The 24517-nt window shown below is 69.1% G+C and carries 22 protein-coding genes; 17 read left to right on the top strand and 5 right to left on the bottom strand.

Features of this window, described 5'->3' with window-relative positions; translation table 11 throughout:
- Nucleotide 1 precedes the first annotated feature (1 nt).
- From ABD912_RS07000 to ABD912_RS06980, 5 genes are read left to right on the top strand one after another with little or no spacing between them, the layout of a single operon-like run.
- The gene (locus tag ABD912_RS07000) at nucleotides 2-964 is read left to right on the top strand and encodes a dipeptidase (RefSeq protein WP_345149569.1); all 963 of its coding nucleotides are present in this window, start codon (nucleotides 2-4) and stop codon (nucleotides 962-964) included.
- Nucleotides 961-1803, top strand: coding sequence for an ABC transporter ATP-binding protein (locus ABD912_RS06995; protein ID WP_345149568.1), 843 nt, complete (start codon nucleotides 961-963; stop codon nucleotides 1801-1803). The genes ABD912_RS07000 and ABD912_RS06995 overlap by 4 nt, the downstream gene beginning before the upstream one ends.
- The gene (locus ABD912_RS06990; RefSeq protein WP_345149566.1) at nucleotides 1790-2641 is read left to right on the top strand and encodes an ABC transporter permease; all 852 of its coding nucleotides are present in this window, start codon (nucleotides 1790-1792) and stop codon (nucleotides 2639-2641) included. Before ABD912_RS06995 ends, ABD912_RS06990 begins: the two co-directional genes overlap by 14 nt.
- Before the next feature lie 14 nt (nucleotides 2642-2655).
- Nucleotides 2656-3747 carry an ABC transporter substrate-binding protein gene (locus tag ABD912_RS06985; RefSeq protein WP_345149565.1) on the top strand — a complete coding sequence of 364 codons (1092 nt, stop codon included), beginning with the start codon at nucleotides 2656-2658 and terminating at the stop codon, nucleotides 3745-3747.
- Nucleotides 3744-4103, top strand: a complete 360-nt coding sequence (locus tag ABD912_RS06980; protein ID WP_345149564.1) for a RidA family protein — start codon at nucleotides 3744-3746, stop codon at nucleotides 4101-4103. Before ABD912_RS06985 ends, ABD912_RS06980 begins: the two co-directional genes overlap by 4 nt.
- 151 nt (nucleotides 4104-4254) lie before the next feature.
- On the opposite strand, the gene ABD912_RS06975 is transcribed toward ABD912_RS06980, so the two are convergent.
- The 3 genes from ABD912_RS06975 to ABD912_RS06965 are packed head-to-tail and all read right to left on the bottom strand — an operon-like array spanning nucleotide 4255 to nucleotide 7881.
- Entirely contained in the window at nucleotides 4255-5808 is a 1554-nt protein-coding gene (locus ABD912_RS06975) for an amino acid ABC transporter permease/ATP-binding protein (RefSeq protein WP_345149563.1), read from the bottom strand.
- A gap of 2 nt (nucleotides 5809-5810) precedes the next feature.
- Nucleotides 5811-6683: an ABC transporter substrate-binding protein gene (locus tag ABD912_RS06970; RefSeq protein WP_345149562.1), complete on the bottom strand. Its 873-nt coding sequence runs from the start codon at nucleotides 6681-6683 to the stop codon at nucleotides 5811-5813.
- 52 nt (nucleotides 6684-6735) lie between these two features.
- Nucleotides 6736-7881, bottom strand: coding sequence for a M20 family metallopeptidase (locus tag ABD912_RS06965; protein ID WP_345149560.1), 1146 nt, complete (start codon nucleotides 7879-7881; stop codon nucleotides 6736-6738).
- Nucleotides 7882-7992: 111 nt separating this feature from the next.
- Between ABD912_RS06965 and ABD912_RS06960 the strand changes: the two genes are divergently transcribed.
- The 7 genes from ABD912_RS06960 (at nucleotide 7993) to speB (ending at nucleotide 15583) form a co-directional block, all read left to right on the top strand.
- Nucleotides 7993-8901 carry a LysR family transcriptional regulator gene (locus ABD912_RS06960; RefSeq protein WP_345149558.1) on the top strand — a complete coding sequence of 303 codons (909 nt, stop codon included), beginning with the start codon at nucleotides 7993-7995 and terminating at the stop codon, nucleotides 8899-8901.
- A 197-nt stretch (nucleotides 8902-9098) separates the two neighbouring features.
- A complete protein-coding gene (locus ABD912_RS06955) occupies nucleotides 9099-9704 on the top strand; it encodes a flavin reductase family protein (RefSeq protein ID WP_345149557.1) in 606 nt (201 codons plus the stop codon).
- Nucleotides 9701-11158 carry a 4-hydroxyphenylacetate 3-hydroxylase family protein gene (locus ABD912_RS06950; protein WP_345149556.1) on the top strand — a complete coding sequence of 486 codons (1458 nt, stop codon included), beginning with the start codon at nucleotides 9701-9703 and terminating at the stop codon, nucleotides 11156-11158. The genes ABD912_RS06955 and ABD912_RS06950 overlap by 4 nt, the downstream gene beginning before the upstream one ends.
- 52 nt (nucleotides 11159-11210) lie before the next feature.
- Nucleotides 11211-11885: a DUF1028 domain-containing protein gene (locus ABD912_RS06945; protein ID WP_345149554.1), complete on the top strand. Its 675-nt coding sequence runs from the start codon at nucleotides 11211-11213 to the stop codon at nucleotides 11883-11885.
- A complete protein-coding gene (locus tag ABD912_RS06940; protein ID WP_345149552.1) occupies nucleotides 11882-13105 on the top strand; it encodes a M20 family metallopeptidase in 1224 nt (407 codons plus the stop codon). Before ABD912_RS06945 ends, ABD912_RS06940 begins: the two co-directional genes overlap by 4 nt.
- Nucleotides 13050-14555 carry an aspartate ammonia-lyase gene (locus ABD912_RS06935; protein WP_425548033.1) on the top strand — a complete coding sequence of 502 codons (1506 nt, stop codon included), beginning with the start codon at nucleotides 13050-13052 and terminating at the stop codon, nucleotides 14553-14555. The genes ABD912_RS06940 and ABD912_RS06935 overlap by 56 nt, the downstream gene beginning before the upstream one ends.
- A gap of 20 nt (nucleotides 14556-14575) precedes the next feature.
- The gene (gene speB / locus ABD912_RS06930) at nucleotides 14576-15583 is read left to right on the top strand and encodes an agmatinase (protein ID WP_345149549.1); all 1008 of its coding nucleotides are present in this window, start codon (nucleotides 14576-14578) and stop codon (nucleotides 15581-15583) included.
- A gap of 133 nt (nucleotides 15584-15716) precedes the next feature.
- On the opposite strand, the gene ABD912_RS06925 is transcribed toward speB, so the two are convergent.
- Both ABD912_RS06925 and ABD912_RS06920 read right to left on the bottom strand, forming a co-directional pair.
- Nucleotides 15717-17075: a flavin monoamine oxidase family protein gene (locus ABD912_RS06925; protein WP_345149548.1), complete on the bottom strand. Its 1359-nt coding sequence runs from the start codon at nucleotides 17073-17075 to the stop codon at nucleotides 15717-15719.
- 62 nt (nucleotides 17076-17137) lie between these two features.
- Complete coding sequence (locus ABD912_RS06920) at nucleotides 17138-18439, bottom strand: NtaA/DmoA family FMN-dependent monooxygenase (RefSeq protein WP_345149546.1); 1302 nt, start codon at nucleotides 18437-18439, stop codon at nucleotides 17138-17140.
- 281 nt (nucleotides 18440-18720) lie between these two features.
- On the opposite strand from ABD912_RS06920, the gene ABD912_RS06915 reads away from it, so the two are divergent.
- From ABD912_RS06915 to ABD912_RS06895, 5 genes are read left to right on the top strand one after another with little or no spacing between them, the layout of a single operon-like run.
- Nucleotides 18721-20175: an aldehyde dehydrogenase gene (locus tag ABD912_RS06915; RefSeq protein ID WP_345149544.1), complete on the top strand. Its 1455-nt coding sequence runs from the start codon at nucleotides 18721-18723 to the stop codon at nucleotides 20173-20175.
- The gene (locus tag ABD912_RS06910; RefSeq protein ID WP_345149542.1) at nucleotides 20175-21371 is read left to right on the top strand and encodes a thiolase C-terminal domain-containing protein; all 1197 of its coding nucleotides are present in this window, start codon (nucleotides 20175-20177) and stop codon (nucleotides 21369-21371) included. Before ABD912_RS06915 ends, ABD912_RS06910 begins: the two co-directional genes overlap by 1 nt.
- On the top strand, nucleotides 21368-21799 hold the full coding sequence (locus ABD912_RS06905; RefSeq protein ID WP_345149541.1) for a Zn-ribbon domain-containing OB-fold protein: 432 nt from the start codon (nucleotides 21368-21370) through the stop codon (nucleotides 21797-21799). Before ABD912_RS06910 ends, ABD912_RS06905 begins: the two co-directional genes overlap by 4 nt.
- Before the next feature lie 4 nt (nucleotides 21800-21803).
- Nucleotides 21804-22982: a CaiB/BaiF CoA transferase family protein gene (locus tag ABD912_RS06900; RefSeq protein ID WP_345149540.1), complete on the top strand. Its 1179-nt coding sequence runs from the start codon at nucleotides 21804-21806 to the stop codon at nucleotides 22980-22982.
- Nucleotides 22982-24454, top strand: a complete 1473-nt coding sequence (locus ABD912_RS06895; protein WP_345149538.1) for an aldehyde dehydrogenase family protein — start codon at nucleotides 22982-22984, stop codon at nucleotides 24452-24454. Before ABD912_RS06900 ends, ABD912_RS06895 begins: the two co-directional genes overlap by 1 nt.
- The last annotated feature ends 63 nt before the right edge of the window (nucleotides 24455-24517 follow it).

Here is a 24517-nt window from a genome sequence, read left to right as displayed (position 1 = left end):
AATGTATTTGGACAGCCTGATTTGTTCACGACTCGACCGCCAGGGACTGCAGGACCTCGTCGACGGCGGTGTCCGCAGCGCCACCGTCACCTGCGGTTTCTGGGAGGACGCCACCGAATCCATGGACGCACTGGTGCGTTGGCAGCGGCTCATTGCCCAGAACAGCGACCTGGCCGGGATCGGGACTTCGGCCGGCGAAATCGACAGGATCGCCTCCGAAGGACGCGTGGCCATCATCCTGGGATTCCAGAACAGCGCCTTCCTGCAGGGCCGGCTCGGCTACGTCGACCTCTTCCACCAGATGGGAGTGCGCGTCGCGCAGCTGACCTACAACATCCAGAACGACATCGGCGGAAGCTGCTACGACCCGGAGGACCCGGGACTGACCCGGTTCGGGGAGGAAGTGGTCGCTGAAATGAACCGCGTGGGCATGGTCATCGACCTCTCCCACGTGGGCAACCGGACCTCGCTCGATGCGGTCCGTCTGTCGGAAAAACCGGTGGCCGTCACCCACGCCAACTGTTCGGACCTGGTCGAGCATCCCCGCAACAAGCCCGCGGCGCTGCTCAAGGAGCTGGCCGGGCGCGGCGGCATGGTCGGCCTGACCGTCTACCACAACATCACCCGGGGCTACAACGCCTCCACCGATGACTGGGCCCGGATGGTGGCCAGGACCGCGGACCTGATCGGGACCGAGCACATCGGCATCGGAACCGACGACAACCAGGGCGGCGACGCCGGCTATCTGGCCTGGATGCGCAACGGACGCTGGAGCCACCGTCCCCAGCCCGGGGCCAGCGGCGGCCCCGGCAGCGAAGCGGCGCAGAAAACCGACTGGTACCGCGGCCCGGCCGACTTCGAAGTCTTTGGCCCGGCCCTGCGCCGCGCCGGATTCAGCGACGAGGAAACCCACGGCATCCTCTGGGGCAACTGGATGCGCTTCTATCAGGAGGTCATGGCATGACGGCGGCGATCCAGGCACCGCCTGCGGGGACGGCAACGAGCGTATCGATCCAGAACGTCACCAAACGCTACCAGCGGTCGGGCAAGACCATTCAGGCGCTGGCCGAAACGTCCCTGGACTTCTCCCCGGGGAAGTTCATTTCCCTGATCGGCCCCAGCGGCTGCGGCAAGTCGACCCTGCTGAAGATCATGGCCGGGCTGGAGACGGCAACCTCCGGCCGCGTCCTGTTCGACGGCGTCCCGGTGACGGGACCTCGCGACGGCACTAGCGTCGCCTTCCAGAAGCCCACCCTGCTGCCGTGGCGCAACGTCATGGACAACCTCCTGCTGCCCCTGCAGCTGACCGGGGCGAAGATCGATTCGTCGGTCCACGACCATGCCCGCCAACTGCTCACGCTCATGGGCCTGGAGGATTTCGCCGGGCATTTCCCCCGGGAACTCTCCGGGGGCATGGAGCAGCGCGCCGCCATCGCCCGGTCGCTGATCTCCAAGCCGCGGCTGCTGCTGATGGACGAGCCGTTCGGGGCCTTGGACGAGTTCACTAGGGAAGACCTCAACGACGAACTGCTCTCGCTGTGGGCCAACGAACCCAAGACGCTGATCTTCGTCACGCACAGCATTTCGGAAGCCGTCTTCCTCTCCGACCAGATCGTCGTGATGAAGGCCCGGCCCGGTGCCGTCCACGACGTCATCGACGTTCCGCTGGCACGCCCGCGCTACCGGGACATCCGCAGCAGCCCAGAGTTCTACGACATCATCCGCAAGGTGCGGCTGAGCCTCGAAGAGGCCAAGTCAGGCCGTGTTCCCACCGAGATTGGACGACGCAATGGCAGTGCTTGAGCAACGATCGCCGCTGGACCAAGATGACCGCAGGCAGGCACCCGGCGCCGGGGCCGAGGCGTCCGTGGCCGTGCAGGCCCTGAAATCCACCAATGTCCGGGCCGGCCTCGTCGCCGTCGCCATGATCGCCGGGGGCTACGCACTGTGGCGGTTGGCAGCGGACAACGTCTGGGTCTCCCCGCTGATCCTGGCCCATCCCGACGACGTCGGAACGGCACTCGGCGACATGTTCGCCACCGGCGCCGTCTGGAAGAACCTCGGAGCCACCGCCTATGTCACGCTGATCGGGTTCCTCGCCGCGACCACCGCCGCCCTGCTGGTCAGCTTCATCTTCGTCTTTTCCGAATCACTGCAAAAGGCCGTGTATCCGTTCCTGGTGATCATCCAGACCTTCCCGAAGGTTGCCATCGCTCCGATGATCATCGCGGCCTTCGGCTACGGACTTTTCCCCAAGGTCATCCTCGCGGCCCTGATGGCCTTCTTCCCCGTGCTCGTCAATGCCATGGTGGGCCTGACCAATATCCACCAGGATCAACTGAACCTCTTCCGGTCACTGCGGGCGGGCCGCTGGCAGGTGCTGGTGAAGCTGCGGATCCCGAACGCGATCACCTACATCCTGCCAGCGCTGAACACCGCCCTCGTGCTGTCCCTGATCGGCACGATTGTCGCCGAGTTCGTTTCCGCCCGGCAGGGGCTGGGCTTCGCCATCCAGTCGGCCACCCAGACCGGATCCGTCGCCACGACCTTCGCACTGCTGATCGTGCTCGGCGTCTTCGGGGCCCTGATCTGGGTCGCCATGGCCATCCTCAACCGCCTCTTGAAGAACTACAAGCAATGACGAAAGGACCCACGTTGAACTACAAAGCAGGAGCCACCCTCGCCGTGGCAGCGCTGGCGGTCGGCCTGGCCGGATGCGCCGACGATTCCGCCCAGGCCGAGGGCCTGACCAGGGTCACCTTTGCGGTCGCTGACCAGTCGCTTAGCGCGACCTCGGCCAGCTACGCCACGGTCCCGGACGCAATGGGTTACTTCAAGGAAGAAGGACTCCAGGTCGATATGCAGCCGGTGGAAACGGCGCTGTCGGCGATCCAGTCGGTCGCTTCCGGGAACTCCTTCTGCACTTACGGATCCACCTTCAACGCGCTCCAAACCGTCAAGGACGATCCCAGTCTGGTGGTTGTCGGGACGACCACCGGCAATATCTTCCGGGTTATTGCGCCTGCCTCGCTGGGGATCACCGAGTCCAAGGACCTGGCCGGCAAGACTATCGGGGTGTCCTCGCTGACCTCGATCGCCACGGACGTGGCGAGCATCGGGATGCGCAAGGACGGCGTGGAGCCCGGCGCCGATCAATTCCTCGCGGTGGGCTATGGCGCCCAGACCGCGCAGGCCTTCAAGAACGGCGACATCCAGGCCTACTCGGGATTCGACGGGCCCAACCTGGTCGTCGAATCCCTGCTCGGGGAGGATGTCGTGGACGTGGCCTCCGATACCGATTCGCTGACCGGAACCTCGTCGCTGGTATGCCGCAAGGACGACGTGAAGAACAAGCCCGAGATGGTGGCCGGGCTGTGGCGGGCCTTCTTCAAGGCCGCCGTATTCTCCCGGGAGAACCCGAAGGCCGCGGTGCAGATGCACTGGGAGAAGTTCCCGGCCAGCAAGCCGACTTCAGGGGATTCGGAGGCGAACATAGCGATGGCCGCCAGCCAACTCGAATTGCGGATGGAAACGACCGGCCAAACCGGCTCCGCCGGCCAGTACGGGCAGCAGGAGGACTCCGACATGGAACGCCTGATCATGGAGGGTGTCGACGGCGGCATTCTCGACGGCGCCGTCGCGGACTATCCGCTGGACAAGGTCTTCGACTACTCGCTTGTTTCCCAGTACAACGACTTCGATGAGGACGCAGTGATCCAGCAGGCCAAGGAATGGGTGCAGAAGTGACCGCGCCCGCCGCCAGCCCGTCCGTTCCGATGTATTCACGCGTTGGCGACCTGGTCTTCGCCGGCGGACACCTGCCACGCCGACCCGACGGCACCGTCCCCGAGGATTTCGCCGACCAGATCCGGCTGGTCCTCGAAAAGCTGGGCCGGACCCTGGAGGAGGCGGGATCGGGCCTGGACCGGCTGGTGAAGGTCAACGTCTATCTGGCCGACATCGACAGACTGCCCGAATTCAACGCGGTCTACTATGAGGTCCTCGACGGCCTGCCGCTGCCGCCACGGACCTCCGTGGAGGTGGCCAGATTCCGGGACGCCTCACTGCTTGAGGTCGAAGCCATCGCCCGGACCAACCTGTAAAGCAAAAGACGGAGGCTGTGGCCCACGCGTGCCGCGGGCCACAGCACCAGTCATTCGAAGCTTTCCACGGTAAACGTCAGGGGCGCCGCCCGGCATCATGCCGGGCGGCGCCCCTGAATGAGGCTACGCGCCTACTGCGACGTCGACCTGGCTACTGCGCGGCTGGCGCCTCCACCGCGAGCGGAACGTCCGACACGCTTTGGACGAAACGCCGGAGCCTCGGTTCGGCGTCGGGCCCGAAGATGGTCTCCGGCGGACCCTGCTTGACCACGTTGCCGTCCTCCATGAACACCACCCAGTCCGCAACGTCCCGGGCCAGTTTCATCTCGTGGGTGACGATGACCATGGTCATGCCTTCCTGGGCGAGTTCGGCGATGACCGCCAGGACCTCGGAGACCAGTTCCGGATCCAGCGCCGACGTCGGCTCGTCGAAGAGCATCACGCCCGGCTTCATGGCCAGGGCCCGCGCGATGGCGACGCGCTGCTGCTGGCCGCCGGAGAGCTGGTGCGGGTACTTGTTGGCGTGGACGGACATCCCGACCTTGCGCAGCAGGGACCTGCCGAACTCCGTGGCCTCGTCGGCCTTCATCAGGCCCAGTTGCACCGGCGCCAGCGTGATGTTCTCCAGCACCGTCTTGTGCGGGAACAGGTTGAACCGCTGGAAGACCATGCCGACGCCGCGGCGCTGGACGCTGAGCTCACGGTCCGAGAGGGCCACCACGCGGCCGTTCTGCCCCAGCTTGTTCCCGATCAGCTGCCCGTTCACCTCGATGCTGCCGCCGTCGGCCGGCTCCAGGTGGTTCAGCGTCCGCACGAAGGTGGTCTTGCCGGATCCGGACGGGCCGATGACGACGACGACCTCACCGGCGTGCACGTCGACGTCGACGCCCTTGAGCACCTGGTTTCCGTGGAAGGACTTGGTGACGCCGGCGGCACTGACCAGCGTCGGGCCCTCGTGCGGCACGCGCTCACGCCCCCGGGCCACGCTGCCGGCCGTTGCGGCATCGGGGTCGCCCTGGACGGCCGGGCGGCGGCGGCTGACATCGAGCTTGCGCTCGAGCAGGTCCCGCAGCCTGTCGAAGACCGTGACCAGCAGGACGTAGAACACCGCTACCGCCAGCAGCGTCTCCAGCACCATGAAGTTCTGGGTGTAGAGGCGCTGGCCGACCAGCAGGATCTCCTCCAGCGAGATGACGCTGGCCAGCGAGGTGAGCTTGAGGATGGAGACGAACTCGTTGCCCAGCGCCGGCAGGGCGATCCGGAAGGCCTGCGGGATGACGACGTGCCGCTGCACGTACCCGTAGGGCAGGCCGAGCGCCTTGGCGGCCTCGCGCTGGTCCGCGGAGACCGAAAGCAGCCCCCCGCGGTGGATCTCGGCCATGTACGCCGCCTCGCTGAGCACCAGCGCGATCAGCGCGGCGTTGAACGAGGACCCCAGAATCACCTGGGTGGCGGGGAAGACCTGCGGGATGTTGTAGGCGAAGACCAGCAGGACCAGCAGCGGCAGGCTGCGGAACAGCCACACGTACATCCCCGCAACGGTGGAGAGGATCCTGGACCGGGATTCCTTCATCAGCGCCAGCCCGATGCCGGCGATGTTGGCAACGATCCAGGAGAGCAGGCTCAGGGCGACGACGACGCCGGCGGCGCGCCACAGGTTCGGGTCGGCGAAGAGGGAGAAGGTGTAGGCCCAGTCGAAAGTCATGGTCAGGCCTGCTTCATCGATTCCTCGAGCACCGCGGGGTCAACGGCCTCCAGGTTGTACTTGGTGAGCAGTTCGTCGTACTTGCCCGAGGCCTTCATGGCCTCCAGCCCGTCCTCGAGCGCCTTCTGCATCTCCGCGTTCCCCTCCTGGACGGCCAGCCCGACCGCGATCGGGTAGACCAGTTCCTGGCTGCTCAGGCCCAGGCGGCCCTTGGACTTCTCGACGGCGGTCTTGGCGACGGCGGCATCGGTCATCTGGGCATCGACCTGGCCCGAAAGCAGCGCCTGGGTGGCCTCCGGATCGGTGGGGAATTCCTTCACCGTGATGGCGGACTTGCCGGCTGCCTTGCACTTGTCGCTTTCGGCGGCGGGCAGGATCTTGGCAATGACCGTCGCGGTGACCACCCCGACCTGCTTTCCGCACAAGTCCTGGGCCGTGGCCAGGGGCGCCGCTCCCTCCTTCACGATGATGGAGTTGCCGGTCTGGAAATAGGGCACGAAGTCCACTTCCTTGTCGCGGGCGGAGGAGATGTAGAGCGTGGAGGCGATCACGTCGAAGCGGTCCGCCTTGATGCCGGCGACGATCTGCGCGAAGCGGGTGTCGGTGTACTGCGGCTTCAGGCCCAGCTCGGCGGACATCGCGTCCATGAACTCGACGTCGAAGCCGGCGGGCTTGCCGCCGTCGAGCATGTCGTAGGGCGGGTAGGTCAGGTCGATGCCGACGTTCAGGACCCCGGCGGCATTGGTGGCCACCTTCGGCGCGGAGGCTGGCTCGGCGGAGGAGCCCGCCGCGCCGCCGTTGCCGCCGCAGGCGGTGAGGGCCAGGGCCAGGACGGCGGCACCGGCCAGCAGGGAAGACTTCGGGGAGATGTTCATGGCTGCCTTTCGTAGGGGCTCAGTTAGGTCGTAGGGGCTCAGTTAGGCGGGCTTAGTTGCACCACAGGTTGACTGCATGGGCGTAGATGTCGATGATTTCCCGGTACTTGGCCAGTTCCACCCACTCGTCCGCCCAGCTGTAGGGCGGGGTGCCGGGTCCGATGTTCACGGCGGGGATGCCGAACTGCTTGAGCGGGACCATGTCGGTCCAGAACTGGATGCCGCGATACACCGGTTGGGCGCCTGCGCGGACGGCCGCCTCGGCCACCGCGGCCGAAATCGGGGAGGACTTGTCGATCTCGTAGGGCAGCCGCGGACCGCTGAGCCAGTGGTCGCTGAACTCAACGGTGGCCTCGATCCGGGGATCCTCGGCCTTGAGGTCCGCGATCATCTGCTCCGCCTGGAGCTTGACGTCGTACGGGTCCTGGGAGGGCAGCAGGCGGATGTCGCAGGTCATTTCGCAGCGGTCGGGCACCTGGTTGTGCTTGGTGCCGCCCCGGATGGTGCCGATGTTCAGGTTCGGGCCGCCCGGCAGTTCCGGATGGACCACGTAGGGCATGGTGCCTTCAAGCCGGCGCATGCCGGCCAGGATCGGCTCCATGGTTTCGATCGCGTTCAGTCCCAACTCCTTGGCGGAGGTGTGGGCCTGCTTGCCGTAGGTGGTGATCTTCAGGTACGCGGCGCCGCGGTGCACGGTGCCGATGGTGTTGTCGGTCGGCTCGCCGCAGATGGCGCCGTCGGCGGTGAAGCCGGCCTCCAGCAGCGAGCGGGTGCCGACCCCGCCCTCGAAGTGGCAGGAGACGCCCTGGAAGACGACGTCGCCCTTGGGGCGCGAGCCGGACAGGGCGATCCGCCGCATGACGGCGAGCGACGCCGTGGTGGCGGCCTTCATGTCGGCGATGCCGGCGCCGTAGATCTTGCCGTCCTCAACCACGGGGCCGAACGGGTCCCGGGTCCAGTCCGGCGAAACCTCGTAGGTGTCCAGATGGCCGTTGAGCAGCAGCGACTTCCCGCCGCCGGTCCCGCGCAGCCGTCCGCCGACGCTGTGGCGGCCGGGCATGGATTCGACCAGCCGCACGTCGTCGACGCCCCAACCCTCCATCCGGTCGGCGATGAACTCCGCCAGTTCCTTCTCCAGCCCCCAGGTCGAGTCGATGGACAGGGTCTCCAGGAGGAGGTCGAGCTCCGGGTCTTTCATGTGCGGATCCATCCCTTTCGCGTCATTGCGTCTTTCGGATTACATCGACTATGCAGGGCAGTCAGGGCCGTGTAAAACAGATGTAATCGATGAAGGGGTTCTGAAAAATCTATGTCAGGCGTCACCCTCAAGCAGCTCGAGTACCTGATCGCCGCGGCGGAAACCGGCAGCGTCACCGCCGCCGCCGGCCGGCTCTACCTTTCGCAGTCCGCCGTCTCCACGGCCCTGGCGGACCTGGAGGGCGCCCTTGGCGTGCAGGTCTTCATACGGCACGCCCGCGGCCTGTCCCTGACGGGGGTCGGGCAGCAGGTCCTCGCCGACGCCCGCCGCCTGGTGGCCGGGGTGGATGACCTGAAGAATTCGGCGCGCGAGGCCAGCGAATCGCTCTCGGGACGCCTGATGGTGGGCTGCTACAGCACGCTTGCCCCGATCATGCTGCCGCGCATCATCGACAGTTTCACCGAGCACCATCCGGGCGTTGACCTGAGCTTCGTCGAGGGTTCGCAGCTCCAGCTGGAGGAGCAGCTGCGCAACGGTTCCCTGGACCTGGCCATCCTCTACGGCTACGACTTCAACCGGCCCCAGTTCCCGCGGGACTTCAGCTCCCATGTCCTCGCGGCGACGCCGCCATACGTGGTCCTGCCCGAGCACCACAAGTTCTCCGACAACGGCGCCCTGACCCTGCAGCAGCTCGCTCCCGAGCCGCTGATCCTCTTCGACCTGCCGCCCGGCGGGGACTACTTCCTCTCCTTCTTCGAGGCGGAGGGCCTGGACCCCAACATCAGGTTCCGCACCACCAGCTTCGAAATGGTGCGCGCGCTGGTCGCCCGCGGCCTGGGGTATTCGATCCTGACCCAGCGCACCAACATCAACATGAGCTACGAGGGCCGCGGCTTCGTCACCAAGCCGCTGGCGGGCGCGCCCCCGGGGCTGAACGTGTGCGCGGTCCACCTTTCCGGCGTGCGGCCGACCCGCCGGGCCACCGCGTTCATCGACGAGTGCCGGGGCTCGCTGGGCTAAGCGACCCACGCCGTCCGGACCGGGGTCCCGGGAAGCCCCCGCCGCCACCTGCCGCAAGGCCCTACGGTCGAGGTTTCCGCGGCTTTGAGGCATCTGTTTTTTCGATGCTAACCACGTAAAACTTCTGTTAGACATATGGCTTGAGCCGTTCCAATACTTGTTGCAAGCAACCGCACAAGTGCAAGGGAGCAGCTCAGATGGCCACTCAAACAACCAACGCGACCGGCGGCACTCCGGCGGCCGCGGCGCCCCGGGACGAGTTCATTGCCGCCATGGGGCGCGTCGCCACCGGGGTCACCGTGGTGTCGACGGGCGGGGAAGCGGGCCGGTTCGCGCAGACCGTGAGCGCGATGTGCTCGGTGTCCGCGGATCCACGCCTGGTGCTGGTCTGCATCAATCTCCGCAGCCCGATCAACGAGGCGATCCGCGCGCACGGCGTCTTCGCCGTCAACGTCCTGGGCAAGCAGCATGACCACGTGGCCGACACCTTTGCAGGCCGTCCCTGGCCGGGCAAGGAACGCTGGGACTTTTCCTGCGGCGAGTGGGTCGAGGCGCCGTCGGGCTCCCCCCGGATCCGCGACGCCGTCGCCAGCTTCGACTGCACGGTCCACGAGGTGGTCGAGGCCGGCACGCACCTGATCTACATCGGCCGCGTCACCGACGTCGAATCCCACGAGTCCGAACCGCTGATCTACAGCGCCCAGGCCTACGCCAAACCCGAGCCGATCGAGCCCTCGGTCTTCCCGGACTACCCCGGCTCCGGCCCCACCCACCGCCAGCAGAAGAAGGAGGATTCCCAGTGATCCGCACAGGAAACGAATACCGCGAGTCGATCCGCGACGGCCGCCAGATCTGGATCGACGGCGAAAAGGTCAAGGACGTCACCACCCACCCGATGTTCAAGCCCGTGGTGGACGTCCGGGCCAGGATCTACGACCTGGCCCACGAGGAGCACTCCCGCAAGGTCATGACCTACGCGGACGAGGAAACGGGCGAAGCCAACGCGATCGCCAACCGGCTGCCCAAGACGCAGCAGGACTGGAAGGACAAGCGCGCCGCGGTCGAACTGGTCCAGCGCGAGGCCGGCGGCGTGGTGACCCGCGTCGGCGACGAGACCATCGGCGAGATGTGGTCCCTTTACGACGGCCAGGACGTGCTCAACGAGGTGGACCCGCGGTTCTCCGAGAACATCCGCCGGCACATCGCCCGCACCATCAAGGGCGATCCGTTCCACATCTCCGCCAACACCGATCCGAAGGGCGACCGCTCCAAGGCCCCGCAGGACCAAGACCCGGACATGCTGCTGCACGTGGTGAAGGAGACCGACAGCGGGATCGTGGTCCGCGGGGCCAAGTACGAGACCGCCGCCGCGTACGCCAACCAGGCCTTCACCAAGCCCACCATCGCCAACTGGGGCAACGACAAGCTCTCCGACTACGCCGTCGGCTTCGTCGTGGACCTGGGCAGTCCCGGCCTGAAGTTCATCTCCCGCAACGGCTTCGCCGGCCGCGCCCCGGCCGCCGACTACCCGCTGGCCAACCGGGTGGACGAGGTCGAATCCCTGGTGGTCTTCGACAACGTGGAGATCCCGTGGGAGGACGTGCTGTTCTACCGCCACACCAAGGCCGCCGCGTTCATCCGCTCCACCCTGCACCGCTACAGCGCGCTCCCGTTCGTCCAGCGCACCCTGCACCTGGCGGACCTGATGATCGGCTCCGCGCTGTGGAACGTGAAGCAGACGGGCCTGGAAAAGCAGCAGGCGGTGCAGGAGAAGCTTGCGCAGCTGGCCTGCTACCGCGAGGGCATCAACGCGCACCTGACCGCGGCGATCGCCAACGCCGAGGCCAGCCCGGGCGGGCTGCTGATGCCCAACCAGTCCCTGCTCTACACCGGTCGCGTCTTCGCGCTCTCCCAACTGCCGGCCATGATGCACACGGCCCGGGAACTGTGCGGCGGCCAGATCTGCATCACCCCGGACTCGGCGACCTTCAACGACCCCGAGGTCTCGCCCTGGCTGGAGAAGTTCTACACCATCAACGACAACTGGGTGGCCGAGGACCGCCGCCGGCTGCTGGCCTTCGCCCGCGACCTGCTCAACAGCGACTACGCCGGGCACCGGCTGACCTTCCAGCTCTTCGCCCAGTCCCCGCCCTTCGCCCAGCTCGGGGCCGTCTACCGCAACTTCGACTGGAGCGGCCCCCTGGACCTGGTCAAGGACGCGGCCAACCTCTCCGAGAAGGTGAACGGGAGTCTCTGATGGGCCCCCACCCGCCTGCACACGTCCAAGAAGCACGATTCCAGGAGATCCAATGACTTTCTCACTCGTAGCCCGGGATGCCGCCACCGGCGCCTTCGGCATGGTCGTCACGTCCTCGAGCCCCTCCGTTGCGGCGCGCTGCGTGCACCTGCGGCCAGGGACCGGGGCGGTGGCGTCCCAAAACATCACCGATCCCGGTCTGGGCGCGAAGCTGTTGGATCTCCTGGAGTCAGGATCGAGCGCGGAGGAGGCGATGGCCAAGCTCCTGGCGCAGGAACCGGACACCGAGTACCGCCAGCTGACCGCCGTCGGACGCGACGGGCGCACGGCAGCCTTCAGCGGCGCCCGGACGCTCGGCACCCACCGCACGGTGGAGGTCGACGGCGCGGTCGCGGCCGGCAACCTGCTCTCCTCCCCCGCCGTCGTCGACGCCATCGCCGAGGCGTACGCCGCGGCCGAGGGCGAGCTCGAGGACCGGCTGCTGGCCGGCCTGCTGGCCGGCCGCGACGCCGGCGGCGAGGAGGGCCCGGAGCATTCGGCGGGCCTGGTCGTGGTCGAGGACGTGCCCTGGGCGGTCACGGACCTGCGGGTGGACTGGGCGGAGGAGGATCCGATCGGCCAGCTCGCCGGCCTCTGGGAACTGTGGCGTCCGCAGAAGCGCGACTACAAGCTGCGCGCGGTGCAGCCGGCCCTCGCGCCCAGCTACGGGGTGCCGGGGGACCTGTGAAAAGCCTCAAGGACGTGGCCGCCGGCCGCATCGACGCGCTCTCCGAACGCATCCTGGGACTCTCCCACCGGATCCACGCCAACCCGGAAACGGGCTGGCAGGAGCACCAGGCCGCCGGCTGGATCACCGGCGAACTGGCGGGTTTCGGCTACGAGGTGAAGCGGGAACTGTGCGGGTTTCCGACGGCGTTTTCGGCCGGCGTGGGCCGCGGGCCGCTGCGGCTGGCGATCTGCGCCGAGTACGACGCGCTGCCGGGGCTCGGCCACGCCTGCGGGCACAACATCATTGCCGCGGCGGCTGTCGGTGCCGCCGCGGCGTTGGCCCCGATCGCCGACGCCCTGGACGCCAGGATCACCGTTTTCGGCACCCCGGCCGAGGAGGGCGGCGGCGGCAAGATCGAACTGCTGGAACGTGGCGCGTTCGACGGCCAGCACGCGGCCATGATGGTCCACCCGGGTCCGCTGGACGTGGCCCGGGCCGAACCGTTCGCCGTCTCCCACAGCAGGATCCGCTACCGCGGCAAGGCCTCCCACGCCGCGGCCTATCCGGAGCGCGGTATCAACGCCGCCGACGCCTTCACCGTGGCCCAGGTCGCGATCGGCATGCTGCGCCAGCAGCTGGAGGGCGGGACCAGGGTCCACGGGGTGCTGACCAACGGAGGCGAGGCACCGAACGCCATTCCGGAAGTGACCGAGGGCCGCTGGTACGTCCGTGCCGGCTCGCTGGCGGAGCTGGACGTCTTAGAGGAGAAGGTCCGGCGCTGCTTCGAGGCCGGGGCGCTGGCCACCGGCTGCGGCCTGGACATCGAGGCCGAAAGCAAGCCGTACTCGGAGTTCCGCACGGACGAGGACCTGCTGGCGCGCTATGTGGACAACGCCGTGGCCCTGGGCCGCAGATTCACCGAATCCGGTCCTGACATGCGGATGAACCGGGCCTCCACCGACATGGGAAACGTCTCGCTGGTGCTGCCGGCCATCCACCCCTACATCGGCATCGGTTCGCTGCCGGCGGTCAACCACCAGAAGGAATTCGCCGAGCACTGCGTCACCGGCGCGGCGGACCGCGCGGTGCTGGATGCGGCCAAGGCCATGGCCTGGACCTGCATCGACGCAGCCCTGGACGCGGACCTGCGCGGGCGCCTGATGTCCGCGGACCCCGCCGGCAATGTCCCCTCCCCCACCCCATCCGACGACGAAAGGCAGGCCCTCGGTGTCCGCTGAGCCCATACCGGCAACAGGAACGCAGACCCGGACCGAGCACGACCTGCTCGGCGAACTGGAGGTCCCCGCCGCCGCGTACTACGGCGTGCACACCGCCCGGGCGATGGAAAACTTCAGGATGACGGGCGTTCCGATCGGCCTGCACACCGACCTGGTCTGGGCGCTGGGCTGCGTGAAGGAGGCGGCCACGGAGGCCAACCGCCAGCTCGGCCTGCTGGACCACCGCCGCGCCGACGCCATCGCCGCGGCCTGCCGCGAGGTCCAGGAGGGGAAGCTCGGCGCCGAGTTCGTCGTCGACGTCCTGCAGGGCGGCGCGGGCACCTCCACCAACATGAACGCCAACGAGGTCATCGCCAACCGGGCGCTGGAACTGCTCGGCCACACCAAGGGCGACTACGGCCAGGTGCACCCGATCGAGCACGTGAACCTCGGCCAGAGCACCAACGACGTATACCCCACCGCGCTGCGGGTCGGGCTGCACCGCGCGGCCGGCTCCCTGCTGGCCGCCATGGGCGGGCTGCGGGCGGCCATGGAGCGCAAGTCAGTGGAGTTCCGGGACTACCTGAAGATGGGCAGGACCCAGCTCCAGGACGCCGTCCCCATGACCCTGGGCCAGGAGTTCGGCGCCTTCGCCGTGATGCTCGCCGAGGACGAGCTGCGCCTGGCCGAGGCGATGGGGCTGATCCGGGAGGTGAACCTCGGCGGGACGGCCATCGGCACCGGCCTCAACGCCCATGCGGACTACGCGGCGGCGGCGTGCGGCCACCTGGCCCGGATCGCGGCCGTGCCCGTAGTGCCGGCCGGGAACCTGATCGAGGCTACCCAGGACGTCGGGGCGCTGGTCCAGTTCTCCAGCGTCCTGAAGCGGATCGCGGTCAAGCTCTCCAAGGTGGCCAATGACCTGCGCCTGCTCTCCTCCGGCCCGCGCGCGGGGCTGGGCGAGATCGTGCTGCCGGCCGTGCAGGCCGGATCGTCCATCATGCCGGGCAAGGTCAACCCGGTCATCCCCGAGGTGGTCAACCAGGTGGCCTTCTCCGTCATCGGCAAGGACCTGACAGTGACCATGGCCGCCGAAGCCGGACAGCTGCAGCTGAACGCCTTCGAGCCGATCATGGCCCGCGCCCTGTTCGAAAGCGTCGGGGAGCTTACTGCCGCCTGCACGGTCCTGGCCGAGCGCTGCGTCGAGGGCATCACCGCCGACCGGGAAGGCCTGCGGGCCGGGGTGGAGAACTCGATCGGCCTGGTCACCGCGCTGGTGCCGTACATCGGCTACCACTGCGCCACCGAGGTCGCGCAGCACGCCATGCGCACCGGCGCCGGGGTGATCGACGTCGTCCGTGCCCGGGCGCTGATGGACGACGCCGAGCTCGAGGCCGTGCTCGGCACCCCCGAACTGCTGACCACCCCGGGGCTGCGGCTGGCCGCCGTCGTCCCGCTGCCGCTGAGCTAATCCGACAACAGAAGGTTTCCATGGTCCATCACGAAGCTGTCCCCCACAAACCCGTCGGCCCCGCCGACCCGACCCGCAGTCCCCGCTACGCGGGACTGGGCACGTTCGCCCGCCTGCCGCAGCTGCACCAGGTGCCCGACTTCGACGTCGCCGTCCTGGGCGTGCCGTACGACGGCGGCACCTCCTACCGTCCGGGCGCCCGGTTCGGACCCGCGGCGGTCCGGGAAGCCTCCCGGCTGCTGCGGCCGGGCTACCACGTGGAGCTGGACGCCGAACCGCTGCGCACCCTGCAGGTGGTGGACGCCGGCGACGTCGACTGCACCCCCTACGACATCGGACAGGCGATCGGCCAGATCGAGGACCACGCCCTTACGCTCATGTCCCCTGACCGCCGCGTGATTGCCGTCGGCGGGGACCACAGCATCGCCCTGGGGATGCTCCGGGCGCTGGCCCGCGTGCACGGACCGGTGGCCCTGCTGCACTTCGACGCCCACCTGGACACCTGGGACAGCTACTTCGGCCAGCCCGTCACCCACGGGACCATGTTCCGGCGGGCCTTCGAGGAAGGGCTGCTGCTGGAAGACCGCTCCATGCACGTGGGCATCCGCGGGCCGGTCTACGACCGCGACGACTTCCTGCGCGACCACGACTTCGGCTTCCAGATCCTGCGCAGCACCGACCTGGACACCCTCGGCGTGCCCGAGGCCATCCGGCGCATCCGCGAGCGGGTCGGGGACGCGCCCCTGTACATCTCGGTGGACATCGACGTCCTGGATCCCGGCTGCGCTCCCGGCACCGGCACCCCCGAGGTCGGCGGACTGCTCTCCCGCGAACTGCTGGCGGTCCTGCGCGGCCTGGGCGGCCTGGACCTGCGCGGCGCGGACGTGGTGGAAGTGGCCCCGGCCTACGACCACGCGGAGGTCACCAGCCTGGCCGCCGCCACCGTGGTCTTCGACCTGATCACCCTGCTGGCCACCCGGGCGGAGGATGCCCGCGCGGAGGACGACGGCGCGATGCCGGCCGCCTAGGCCCACAGCGGCACTGCCGCAACCGCCCCCGTCCACTAGCGAATCCGCCTAACGGACCCGTCCAGCGGCCCCGCGTAGCTGGTCCGGAAGGCGCTGGCCGCTGGCGCCGGTGCCGTGTCGCTGGAAGGGCCGTCTAGGCTCCCCCCACCAGGGACGCGGCGCTCTCCAGCGCCCGCGGATCGGCCGCCGCGTTGAGGATGCGGCGGGCGGCCCGGCGTCCGCTTTCAATGGCGCCGTCGATGTGGCCGTTCCAGCCCAGCGCCTGGTCGCTGCCGGCTAGCTGCACCGCGCCCTCCGGACGGTTGAGCTCCTCGATCTGGGTGGAGAGTTGGTCGGTGCGCAGCATGCCCCAGGTCTCGCCGGAGAGCGGATCCCGGGTCCAGTCGTGCGCGTCGACCGCCACAACCTCCAGGTCCGGGCGCCACTGGCTGACCGCTGCCTGCACCGCGGCCACGTCGGTGACGTCGAGCTCGTCGGCGCGGGGCCCGAAGGCCAGCAGGATCGTGTCCCCGTCGACCTCGAACTCCCAGCCCATCATGGTCAGCGGGTAGGAGTCGGGAGCGAACGCGATGAACCTGTCCACCTCGCCGCGCACCCTGATCCACACCTTCAAGCCGGTGGAGACCTGCCCCTCCCGTCCTGCCGCGCGTTTGGTCTCCGACAGCGGAGGTTCGAACTCGATGGAATTGAGGATGTTCAGCGGCACCGTGACGATCACGTGGCCGGCGGTGAAGACCTCGCCGGCGGTCGTGGTGACGGCCGCCGCGCCGTCGAACTGCCGCACCGACGCCACCGTGGCGCCCAGCCGGACGTCGGCGGCGGTGTCCCCGGCGAACGCGTCGACCAGGGCCCTGGTCCCGCCGCGGATCAGGTAGGTGGAGGCCGCCTCTTGGCGCATGCGCCAGGCCCCGCCGGCCAGCGCGGTGTGGCGCAGGACTTGCGAGAGCGCGCCGTCCGCCGTCGAACCGCTGAAGGACAGTGTCCAGTGTCCGCGCAGGATGTCCGTGAGGTCATCCGGCAGGCCCAGTTCGGCGATGGTCTCGGCGACGGAGGCGCCGTCGGCCGCGAGAGCGGCCTCGGTCAGCGGGAACGGTTCATAGGGGTTCGGGAACGCCTCGAGGGCCCGCGCGGACAGGGCGCCCTGCCCCTTGCTCAGCAGGGCCTTGTACTCGCCCAGCGGGGTCGTGTTCACGGTACCGTCGGCGATCCAGTAGACCCGATCGACGGACTCCACGGGCTGGAGCTCGAGCCCGTATGCGGTCATCTCCGCCCAGAGGTGGGGCTGGAGCCAGTGCACGAACCCGCCGCCGATCTCGAGAGGGCGGCCCAACGGGCTGTCGCGGTACAGCGTCCGCCCGCCGAGGCGGTCGCGGGCCTCGAGCAGGGTGACGGACAGGCCCGCCCGGGTGAGGTCGCGGGCGGCCGCCAGCCCGGTGAAACCGCCGCCCACGATCAGCACGTCGGAGGCGTTGTTCTCGGTGTTTTCAGTCATTGGTTCCCCTGAAGGTATCGATGGAGGCTTCGTGGCGGGGCCACGGCCTGAGGGACGGAGCGTCAGAAGGCAAAGAGGTTCTCGCGGAACGTGCTGCCGGCATAGTCGGTGCGCATCGCGCCGCGGCGCTGCAGTTCGGGAACCAGCTCGTCGATGATCCCGTCGATGACCGCGCGGTTGGCGTCCTGGGTGGCCATGAAGATGTAGCCGTCGCCGCCGGCCTCGTCCATCGCCGAGATGAGGTTCTCGGCGATGGACGAGGCCGGGCCAATCGAGCCCAACTCGTCGTCCCCCCAGTGGAAGTCGATGATCGCCTCGCGCAGCGTGATGCCGCGCCGGCCCTTCTCCTTCAGCGAGGTGAGCATGCTGGTGGTGCCGCTGGCCTCGACGTCGGTGGGGAACGGCCTGTCCAGGTCGTAGGTGAGCAGGTCGACGCCCAGGTGGGCGCCGTGCTTGCCCAGTACCGGGACCAGCTGTTCGTCCGTGATCGAGCGGCGGAACGTCGATACGTTCTCCGTGATGTGGGGGTGCAGCGCGTAAACGATGCGCGCCTCGCGCGGATCGCGTCCGTGGGCGCGCATGCGGGCGTGGATGTCCTCCCGGAACTCCTTCATCGCCTCGACGCCTCCGATGGTCACGCTCATGATCAGCTCCGCATGCTTGGCGGCGAAGTCGCGCCCCCTCGGGGAACCGCCGGCTTGGGCAAAGACCGGCCGGTGCTGCGGGGAGGGGTAGGTGTTCAGCGGTCCGCGCACCTTGAAGTGCTCGCCGGCGTGGTCGATCGAGCGCACCCGGCTGGAATCCGTGTAGACGTTGTTCGCCAGGTCCTTGACGACGGCATCGGCGTCCCAGGAGCCCCACAGCTTGGAGACCACCTCCACGAACTCCTCGGCCTTGTCATAGCGCTGCTGGGTCGGCAGCAGCGCATCCTGCCCAAAGTTCTGCGCGGACTCGTTTTCCGAGGAGGTGACGATGTTCCAGCCGGCACGGCCGCGACTGAGGCTGTCGATCGTCGAATACAGCCGGGCCAGCAGGAATGGCGGGTAGAGCGAGGTGGAAGCGGTGGCGACGAGCCCAAGCCGCTCCGTCACGGCCGACAGGTAGGTGATCAGCGCGACCGGGTCGTTCTTCGGGGCGCTGAGCGCGTAGCGCAAGTCGGTGTCGATGCTCTCGTTGTTGATCCGGGAGACCCCGGAGGTGTCCTCGAAGAAGAGGAAGTCGAACTTGGCCGCCTCGACGCGCCGCGCCAGCCAGCTGTGGTAGCCGCCTGAGGGCCAGTCGTCGCCGAACATGCGGTCATCGGGCGCGTGCCAGGCCGGGGCCGAGAACGAACTGAAGAATCCAAAGTGCAGGGGTGTGGCCATGGTGCGTCGGCTCCTCGATCTGACAGGTGGGGCTCAAACGGTCGGGACGGGGACCATCCGGCGGGCAGCGTTGCCCGGATGGCCCCGCAACGTCGGGGTCTTAGGTGTCGATCTTGCCCGCAAGACCAAAACATTGCAAGTGCCTTGTTTAACTTTTTTGGCGCCGATTCGGCGCTCCGAGAACCCATTGACACCAAAACATTGCAGACGCTATGTTTGCGTCTATCTCGCCGCGGAAGGCACCCACCAGCTCCCGGCCCACCCACCTCAAAGGAGAGAGCATGAACGTGCGCAACGAATTGTTCATCGACGGGCGCTGGCATGCCGCCGCCCCGGGGCCGGGGATCGCCGTCATGTCCCCGGCCACCGAGGAGCAGATCGGCCGGGTCCCGGACGCTTCCGTCCAGGAGGTCGACCTCGCCGTTACCGCGGCCCGCCATGCCTTCGACGCCGGCCCTTGGCCGCACCTGTCCACCGCCGAACGCGCCCAGGTGCTCGAGCGGGCCCTGGCGAACCTGGAGCCGAAGCTGGGCGAGATCGCCAATCTGGTCACCGCGCAGATGGGCCTGCCCACCACGATCTCCCGCCAGAAGGCCCCGGCCGGTCTCTGGGTGGGCCGCTACTTCCTGGACCTCGCCCGCGAACAGCAAACGCTGGACCTGCGCGAGACCCGCTTCGGCCCCGCAGCGGTGCTGCGCGAACCGGTCGGCGTCGTTGCCGCGATCGCCCCTTGGAACAGCCCGTTCAACATGTCGATCGCCAAAGTCGTCCCGGCGCTCGCCACCGGCTGCACCGTGGTCTACAAGCCGGCGCCAGAGACCCCGCTGGATTCCTACCTGCTGGCCGAGGCGCTCGAGGCGGCCGGGCTGCCGGCCGGCGTATTCAACCTGGTCACCGGCGGCCGCGAGACCGGCCGGGCGCTGACCGCCCATCCCGGGGTGGACAAGATCAGCTTCACCGGCTCGACGGCGGCCGGCCGGGAGATCGCCCGCGCGGCGGGGCCACGCTTCGCGCGGCTGCAGCTGGAGCTCGGCGGCAAGTCCGCGGCGATCATTGCCTCCGACGCCGATCCCGCGAAGGTCATCCGCGGCATCGCCGACGGCACCTTCTCCAACACCGGCCAGACGTGTTCGGCGTTCAGCCGCGTCCTTGTCCCCTCCGGCGAGCGCGACCAATGGGTCGAGGTGCTGGCCGCCGCGGCGCGCTCCTTCACCATCGGAGATCCGTTCGACCCCGCCACCACGCTCGGCCCGCTCGCCTCGGCCGCCCAGCACAAGCGCGTGAACGGATACCTGGCGCTTGGGCAAAGCGAGGGCGCCCGCATCGCGGTCGGCGGCGGCACGCCGGCGGGGCTGGAGCGCGGCCACTACCTGGAGCCGACCGTGCTCGTGGATGCGGACAACTCGATGCGCGTCAGCCGCGAGGAGATCTTCGGCCCGGTCGCCGTCGTCATCGGCTACGACGGCCTCGAGGAGGCCATTGCGATCGCCAACGACACCCGGTACGGGCTGCACGGCGGGGTCTTCACCGAGGATCCTGCCACGGCCGCCCACGTCGCCAGGTCGGTGCGCGCCGGCAGCTTCACCATCAACCGGTTCGCCCACAACGTGCAGGTCCCCTTCGGCGGGGTCAAGGACTCCGGCGTCGGACGCGAACTGGGGGCCGAGGGCCTGCAGGCCTTCCAGGAGCTGAAGACCGTCAACCTCACCGAGGAGACTGCGGGGGTGTTCGGCTGATGGCCGACCTGCGCGGCCGCACGGCCATCACCGGCGTCGGATGGACCGAGCTGAGCAAGAACAGCGGCCGCAGCACCATCGCCCTGGCCACCGAGGCCGCGCTCGCCGCGATCGCGGACGCCGGGCTGGCCCCGACCCAGATCGATGGGCTGGTGACCTACTACTGGGGTCCGCGGGACACCCCCGCCCCGCCCGAGCTGGCCGCGGCGCTGGGCCTGGAGAAGTGCTCCATGTCGTTCTGCGACAGCAGCGGAGGGGCCTGGGCGGCAGCGGCGATCGCCGCTGCCGCGATGGCGGTCTACTCCGGGGTCTGCCGGCACGTGCTGGTCTACCGGGCCGCAAACTCGCGCTCGGTGGCACCGGCCGGCACCGGCCACGACCTGTGGCCCTCCGGGCAGCGCCAATGGAACGAGCCGTTCGGGGCATCGCACGCCGCGACGCTCTACGGGCCCCACGTCAGCGCCTACCTGCACGAATTCGGGCTGGAGAACTCCGACCTCGCCGAGCTGGCCGTACTGCAGCGCTCCCACGCCACACTGAACCGCAAGGCGATGATGCGCACCCCGATCACTGTCGCCGACCACCAGGCCTCGCCCTGGATCATCGAACCGTTCCGACTGCTGGACTGCAGCATGTGGAACGACGGGGCGATGGCCGTGGTGGTCTCGGCGACCCGCGACGCCAAAAGGATGCGCCGCACCCCGGTTGCGGTGCGGGCAGTCAGCGGCGGAACCCTTGGCGCCCCGGTGCGACCGGCCCGCGCGCGCCGCCACTGGGAACTGAACGCCCTGGAGCTGGCGCCGGCGCTCTATGCGCGAGCCGGCATCGCGGCCTCCGACCTGGACCTGGCCCAGGTGTACGACCCGTTCACCGGCATGGCGATGCTGCACATCGAACAGTTCGGGCTCACCCCGCCCGGCGCCGCGCCCACGGCGATCCGTGCCGGAGAGCTGGGCCTGGACGGCCGCATCCCCGTCAACACGCACGGCGGCCACCTCAGCGAGGGCAACCTCGTCGGCCTGGGCCACGTGATCGAGGCCGTGCAGCAGCTGCGCGACACCGGCGTGGCCGACGACGAGTGCACCGGCACCCACGACTTCGACCGCGGCCGCTGCCGCCAGGTCCGCGACCCCGAACTGGCGCTGGTCGCCGGGGAATCCGGGGACAGCGGGATGATCCTGGGCCGGGCCGCATGAGCGCGCGGCTGCGGACTCCCCCGCTGACCGACCCGGACAGCGCCGCCTTCTGGGAGGGTTGCGCCGCCGGGGTGCTGCTCGGCCAACGCTGCGGCGACTGCGGAGCCTGGCGCTGGCCCCCGCGCGAACACTGCCCCCGCTGCCACGCCGCCGCCCCCGTCTGGGAGCGGCTGGCCGGCACCGGGCGCATCGCGGGCCTGGCCGTTGTGCACCGGCCGCTGGACCCGACCATTGCCGACGAACTGCCGCTGGCGGTGGCGCACATCGAACTGGACGGCACCGAGGCGGCGATCGTGCTGACCTCCACCCTGGGGACAGGCGACGCCGGGCGGGCCCGGGTCGGCGACGCCGTCGCCGTCGGATTCCTGCCGCTGCCCGACGGCGCCGCCCTCCCCACCTTCACCCTCATCGACAACCCCGAGGAGTAACACCATGAACGCCACCACCGAATTCGGCCCGCTGAACGGGGTGAGGATCCTCGACCTCTCCCACGTGCTCAACGGCCCGTTTGCCACGATGCTGCTGGCCCACATGGGCGCCGAGGTCATCAAGGTCGAGCAGGAGGGCTCCCCCGACCGCTTCCGCCACGCCTGGATGCCGGTCGATGCGGACCACGACGGCTACGAGTTCCTCGCCGTGAACGCGAACAAAAAGACCGTCACGCTCAACCTCAAAAGCGAGCGCGGACGCGAGATGTTCATCGACCTGGTAAAGCAGTCCGACGTCGTGGTCGAGAACTTCTCCACCGGCGTGATGGACCGCCTGGGGCTGGGCTACGAGGCGCTGCGGGAACACAACCCCAGGCTCATCTACGGCTCCTCGAAGGGATACGGGGAGACCGGCCCGCACGCGGGCTTCCGCTCCTACGCCACGGTCGCCATGGCCGCCTCGGGCTGGGCCAACGCGGCCTGGGGGCTCTCAAAGTCCCCGGGCACCCAAGTCCAGGGTCCCGGGGACGAGGCCGCGGGCGTCTCGCTCGCCGTCGGACTGCTCGCCGCGCTCTACCACCGCTCGGTCACCGGCACCGGGCAGAAGATCGAGATCTCCATGCAGGAGGCCCTTATGGGCTTCATGGTCGCCAACTTCCACGAGCACTTCGAGGGCCAGGGCCCGGCCGGGGCCTACATGGAGGCCAAGGACGGCCACGTGGCCTTCCACGTCCCGGACCTCAACGACGAGATGTTCACCCGCTTCGCCACCGTGCTCGGGCACCCCGAGGCCCTGGAGGACGAGCGCATGGCCGACGTCCGGGCCCGCCGGGCGAACCTCGCCTACGTGCAGCGGACCACGGCCGGGTGGATGAAGGAGTTCACCCCCAAGGAGCTGTTCTCGATGCTCACCGCGCAGTCCCTGCCGATCGGCCCGGTCTACACGATCGACGATGTGCTCGAGGACAAGCACCTCCAGGCGCGCGACGTGTTCGTCGACGTCGAGCACGCCGAGGCCGGCGACCTGACCCTACTGGCCCCCTGGATCCGCTTCAGCGAGACCCCCTCGCGGATCTCCCACGCCGGGCCCGCCGTCGGCGAGTACAACTACGAGGTCTACGGCAAGCTGCTGGGCCTGGGCGCCGAGGACGTCGATGCGCTCCGTGCCGAGGGGGTCATCTGATGCCCGCCACCGCCACCGGCCTCAGCCACCGGATGCTCATCGACGGGCAGGCCTGCGAGGCCTCGGACGGGGCCGTGCTCGAGTCCTTCAGCCCGGCCACCGGCCGGCTGCTGGGCGTGTTCCCGGCCGGCACGGCCGACGACGTCGACCGGGCCGTCGCCGCGGCCGCCCGCGCGCAGGGCCCGTGGTGGGCCTCCGGACCCACGGCCCGCGCCCGAACGCTGGAACATCTGGCCGACGGGCTGGAGCAGCACGCGGAGGAGTTCGCCCGACTCGACAGCGCCGACAACGGCAGCCTGCTGACCGAGATGCGCCGCGACGTCGCCGCCGGCATCGGCGCGCTGCGCTACTTCGCCGGACTGGCGCTCCAGCTGCGCGGCAGCACGATCCCCGCGGCCACCGGCGAGCTGACCTACGCAACCCGGATCCCCTACGGCGTCGTGGGACGGATCGTCCCGTTCAACCACCCGTTCATGTTCGCGGTCTCGAAGATCGCGGCCCCGCTGGTGGCCGGCAACGCCGTCGTCCTCAAGCCCAGCGAACATACCAGCCTCTCGGCGCTGCGCATGGCCGAGGTCGCCGCGCAGGTGCTGCCGCCGGGGCTGCTGAACGTCGTCACCGGGCTCGGCGGCGTCGTCGGCGACGCCCTCGTCGCCCATCCTCAGGTGCGACGGCTCGCGTTCACCGGGTCCCTGGACACCGGGCTGGGGATCCAGCGGCGGGCCGCGGAGAACGCGGTCGCCACCACCACGCTCGAACTCGGCGGGAAGAACCCGCTGGTGGTGTTCGACGACGCCGACCTGGACACCGCCGTCGAGGCCGCGGTGCGGGGCATGAACTTCACCTGGCAGGGCCAGTCCTGCGGGTCGCTCTCCCGGGTCCTGGTCCACGGGGCCATCCACGACCGCTTCGTGGAGCGGCTCACCGAACGGGTCGCCGGGCTGCGCCCGGGCCTGCCGGAGGATCCGGACGCGCAGACCGGGGCGATCGTCAACGAACAACAGCTGGAGAAGGTGCTCGGCTACGTCCGCCTGGGCGTGGAGGAAGGCGCCCGGCTGTGCACCGGCGGGGAACGGATCACCGACGGGGAGCTGGCCGCGGGGCTGTTCGTCCGCCCGGCCGTGTTCGCCGACGTCGCGCCCGACTCCCGGCTGGCCCAGGAGGAGATCTTCGGCCCCGTGCTCTCGGTGCTGCGCTTCGCCGACGAGGCCGAGGCCATCCGCATCGCGAACGCGACCCGCTTCGGGCTGACCGCCAGCGTCTACACCACCGACCTGGGGCGGGCGCTGCGCTTCGCCGAGGCCATCGACGCCGGCTACGTCTGGGTCAACGAGGTTTCCCGGCACCTGCCCGGTGCCCCTTACGGCGGTGTGAAAGACAGCGGCATCGGCCGCGACGAGGAGTTCGACGAGCTTCTCTCCTTCACCCAGGCCAAGACCGTGCACGTGCGGTACCCCTCCGACCCCGCCTGACCACCACCACGCACCACCCATCCGGGCCCACCCGCTCGGCCCCACCCATCCGAAGGAGAGCAG

Source organism: Arthrobacter ginkgonis (assembly GCF_039540195.1).
GTDB lineage: Bacteria > Actinomycetota > Actinomycetes > Actinomycetales > Micrococcaceae > Zafaria > Zafaria ginkgonis.
This window is presented reverse-complemented; position numbering and strand designations above follow the sequence as displayed.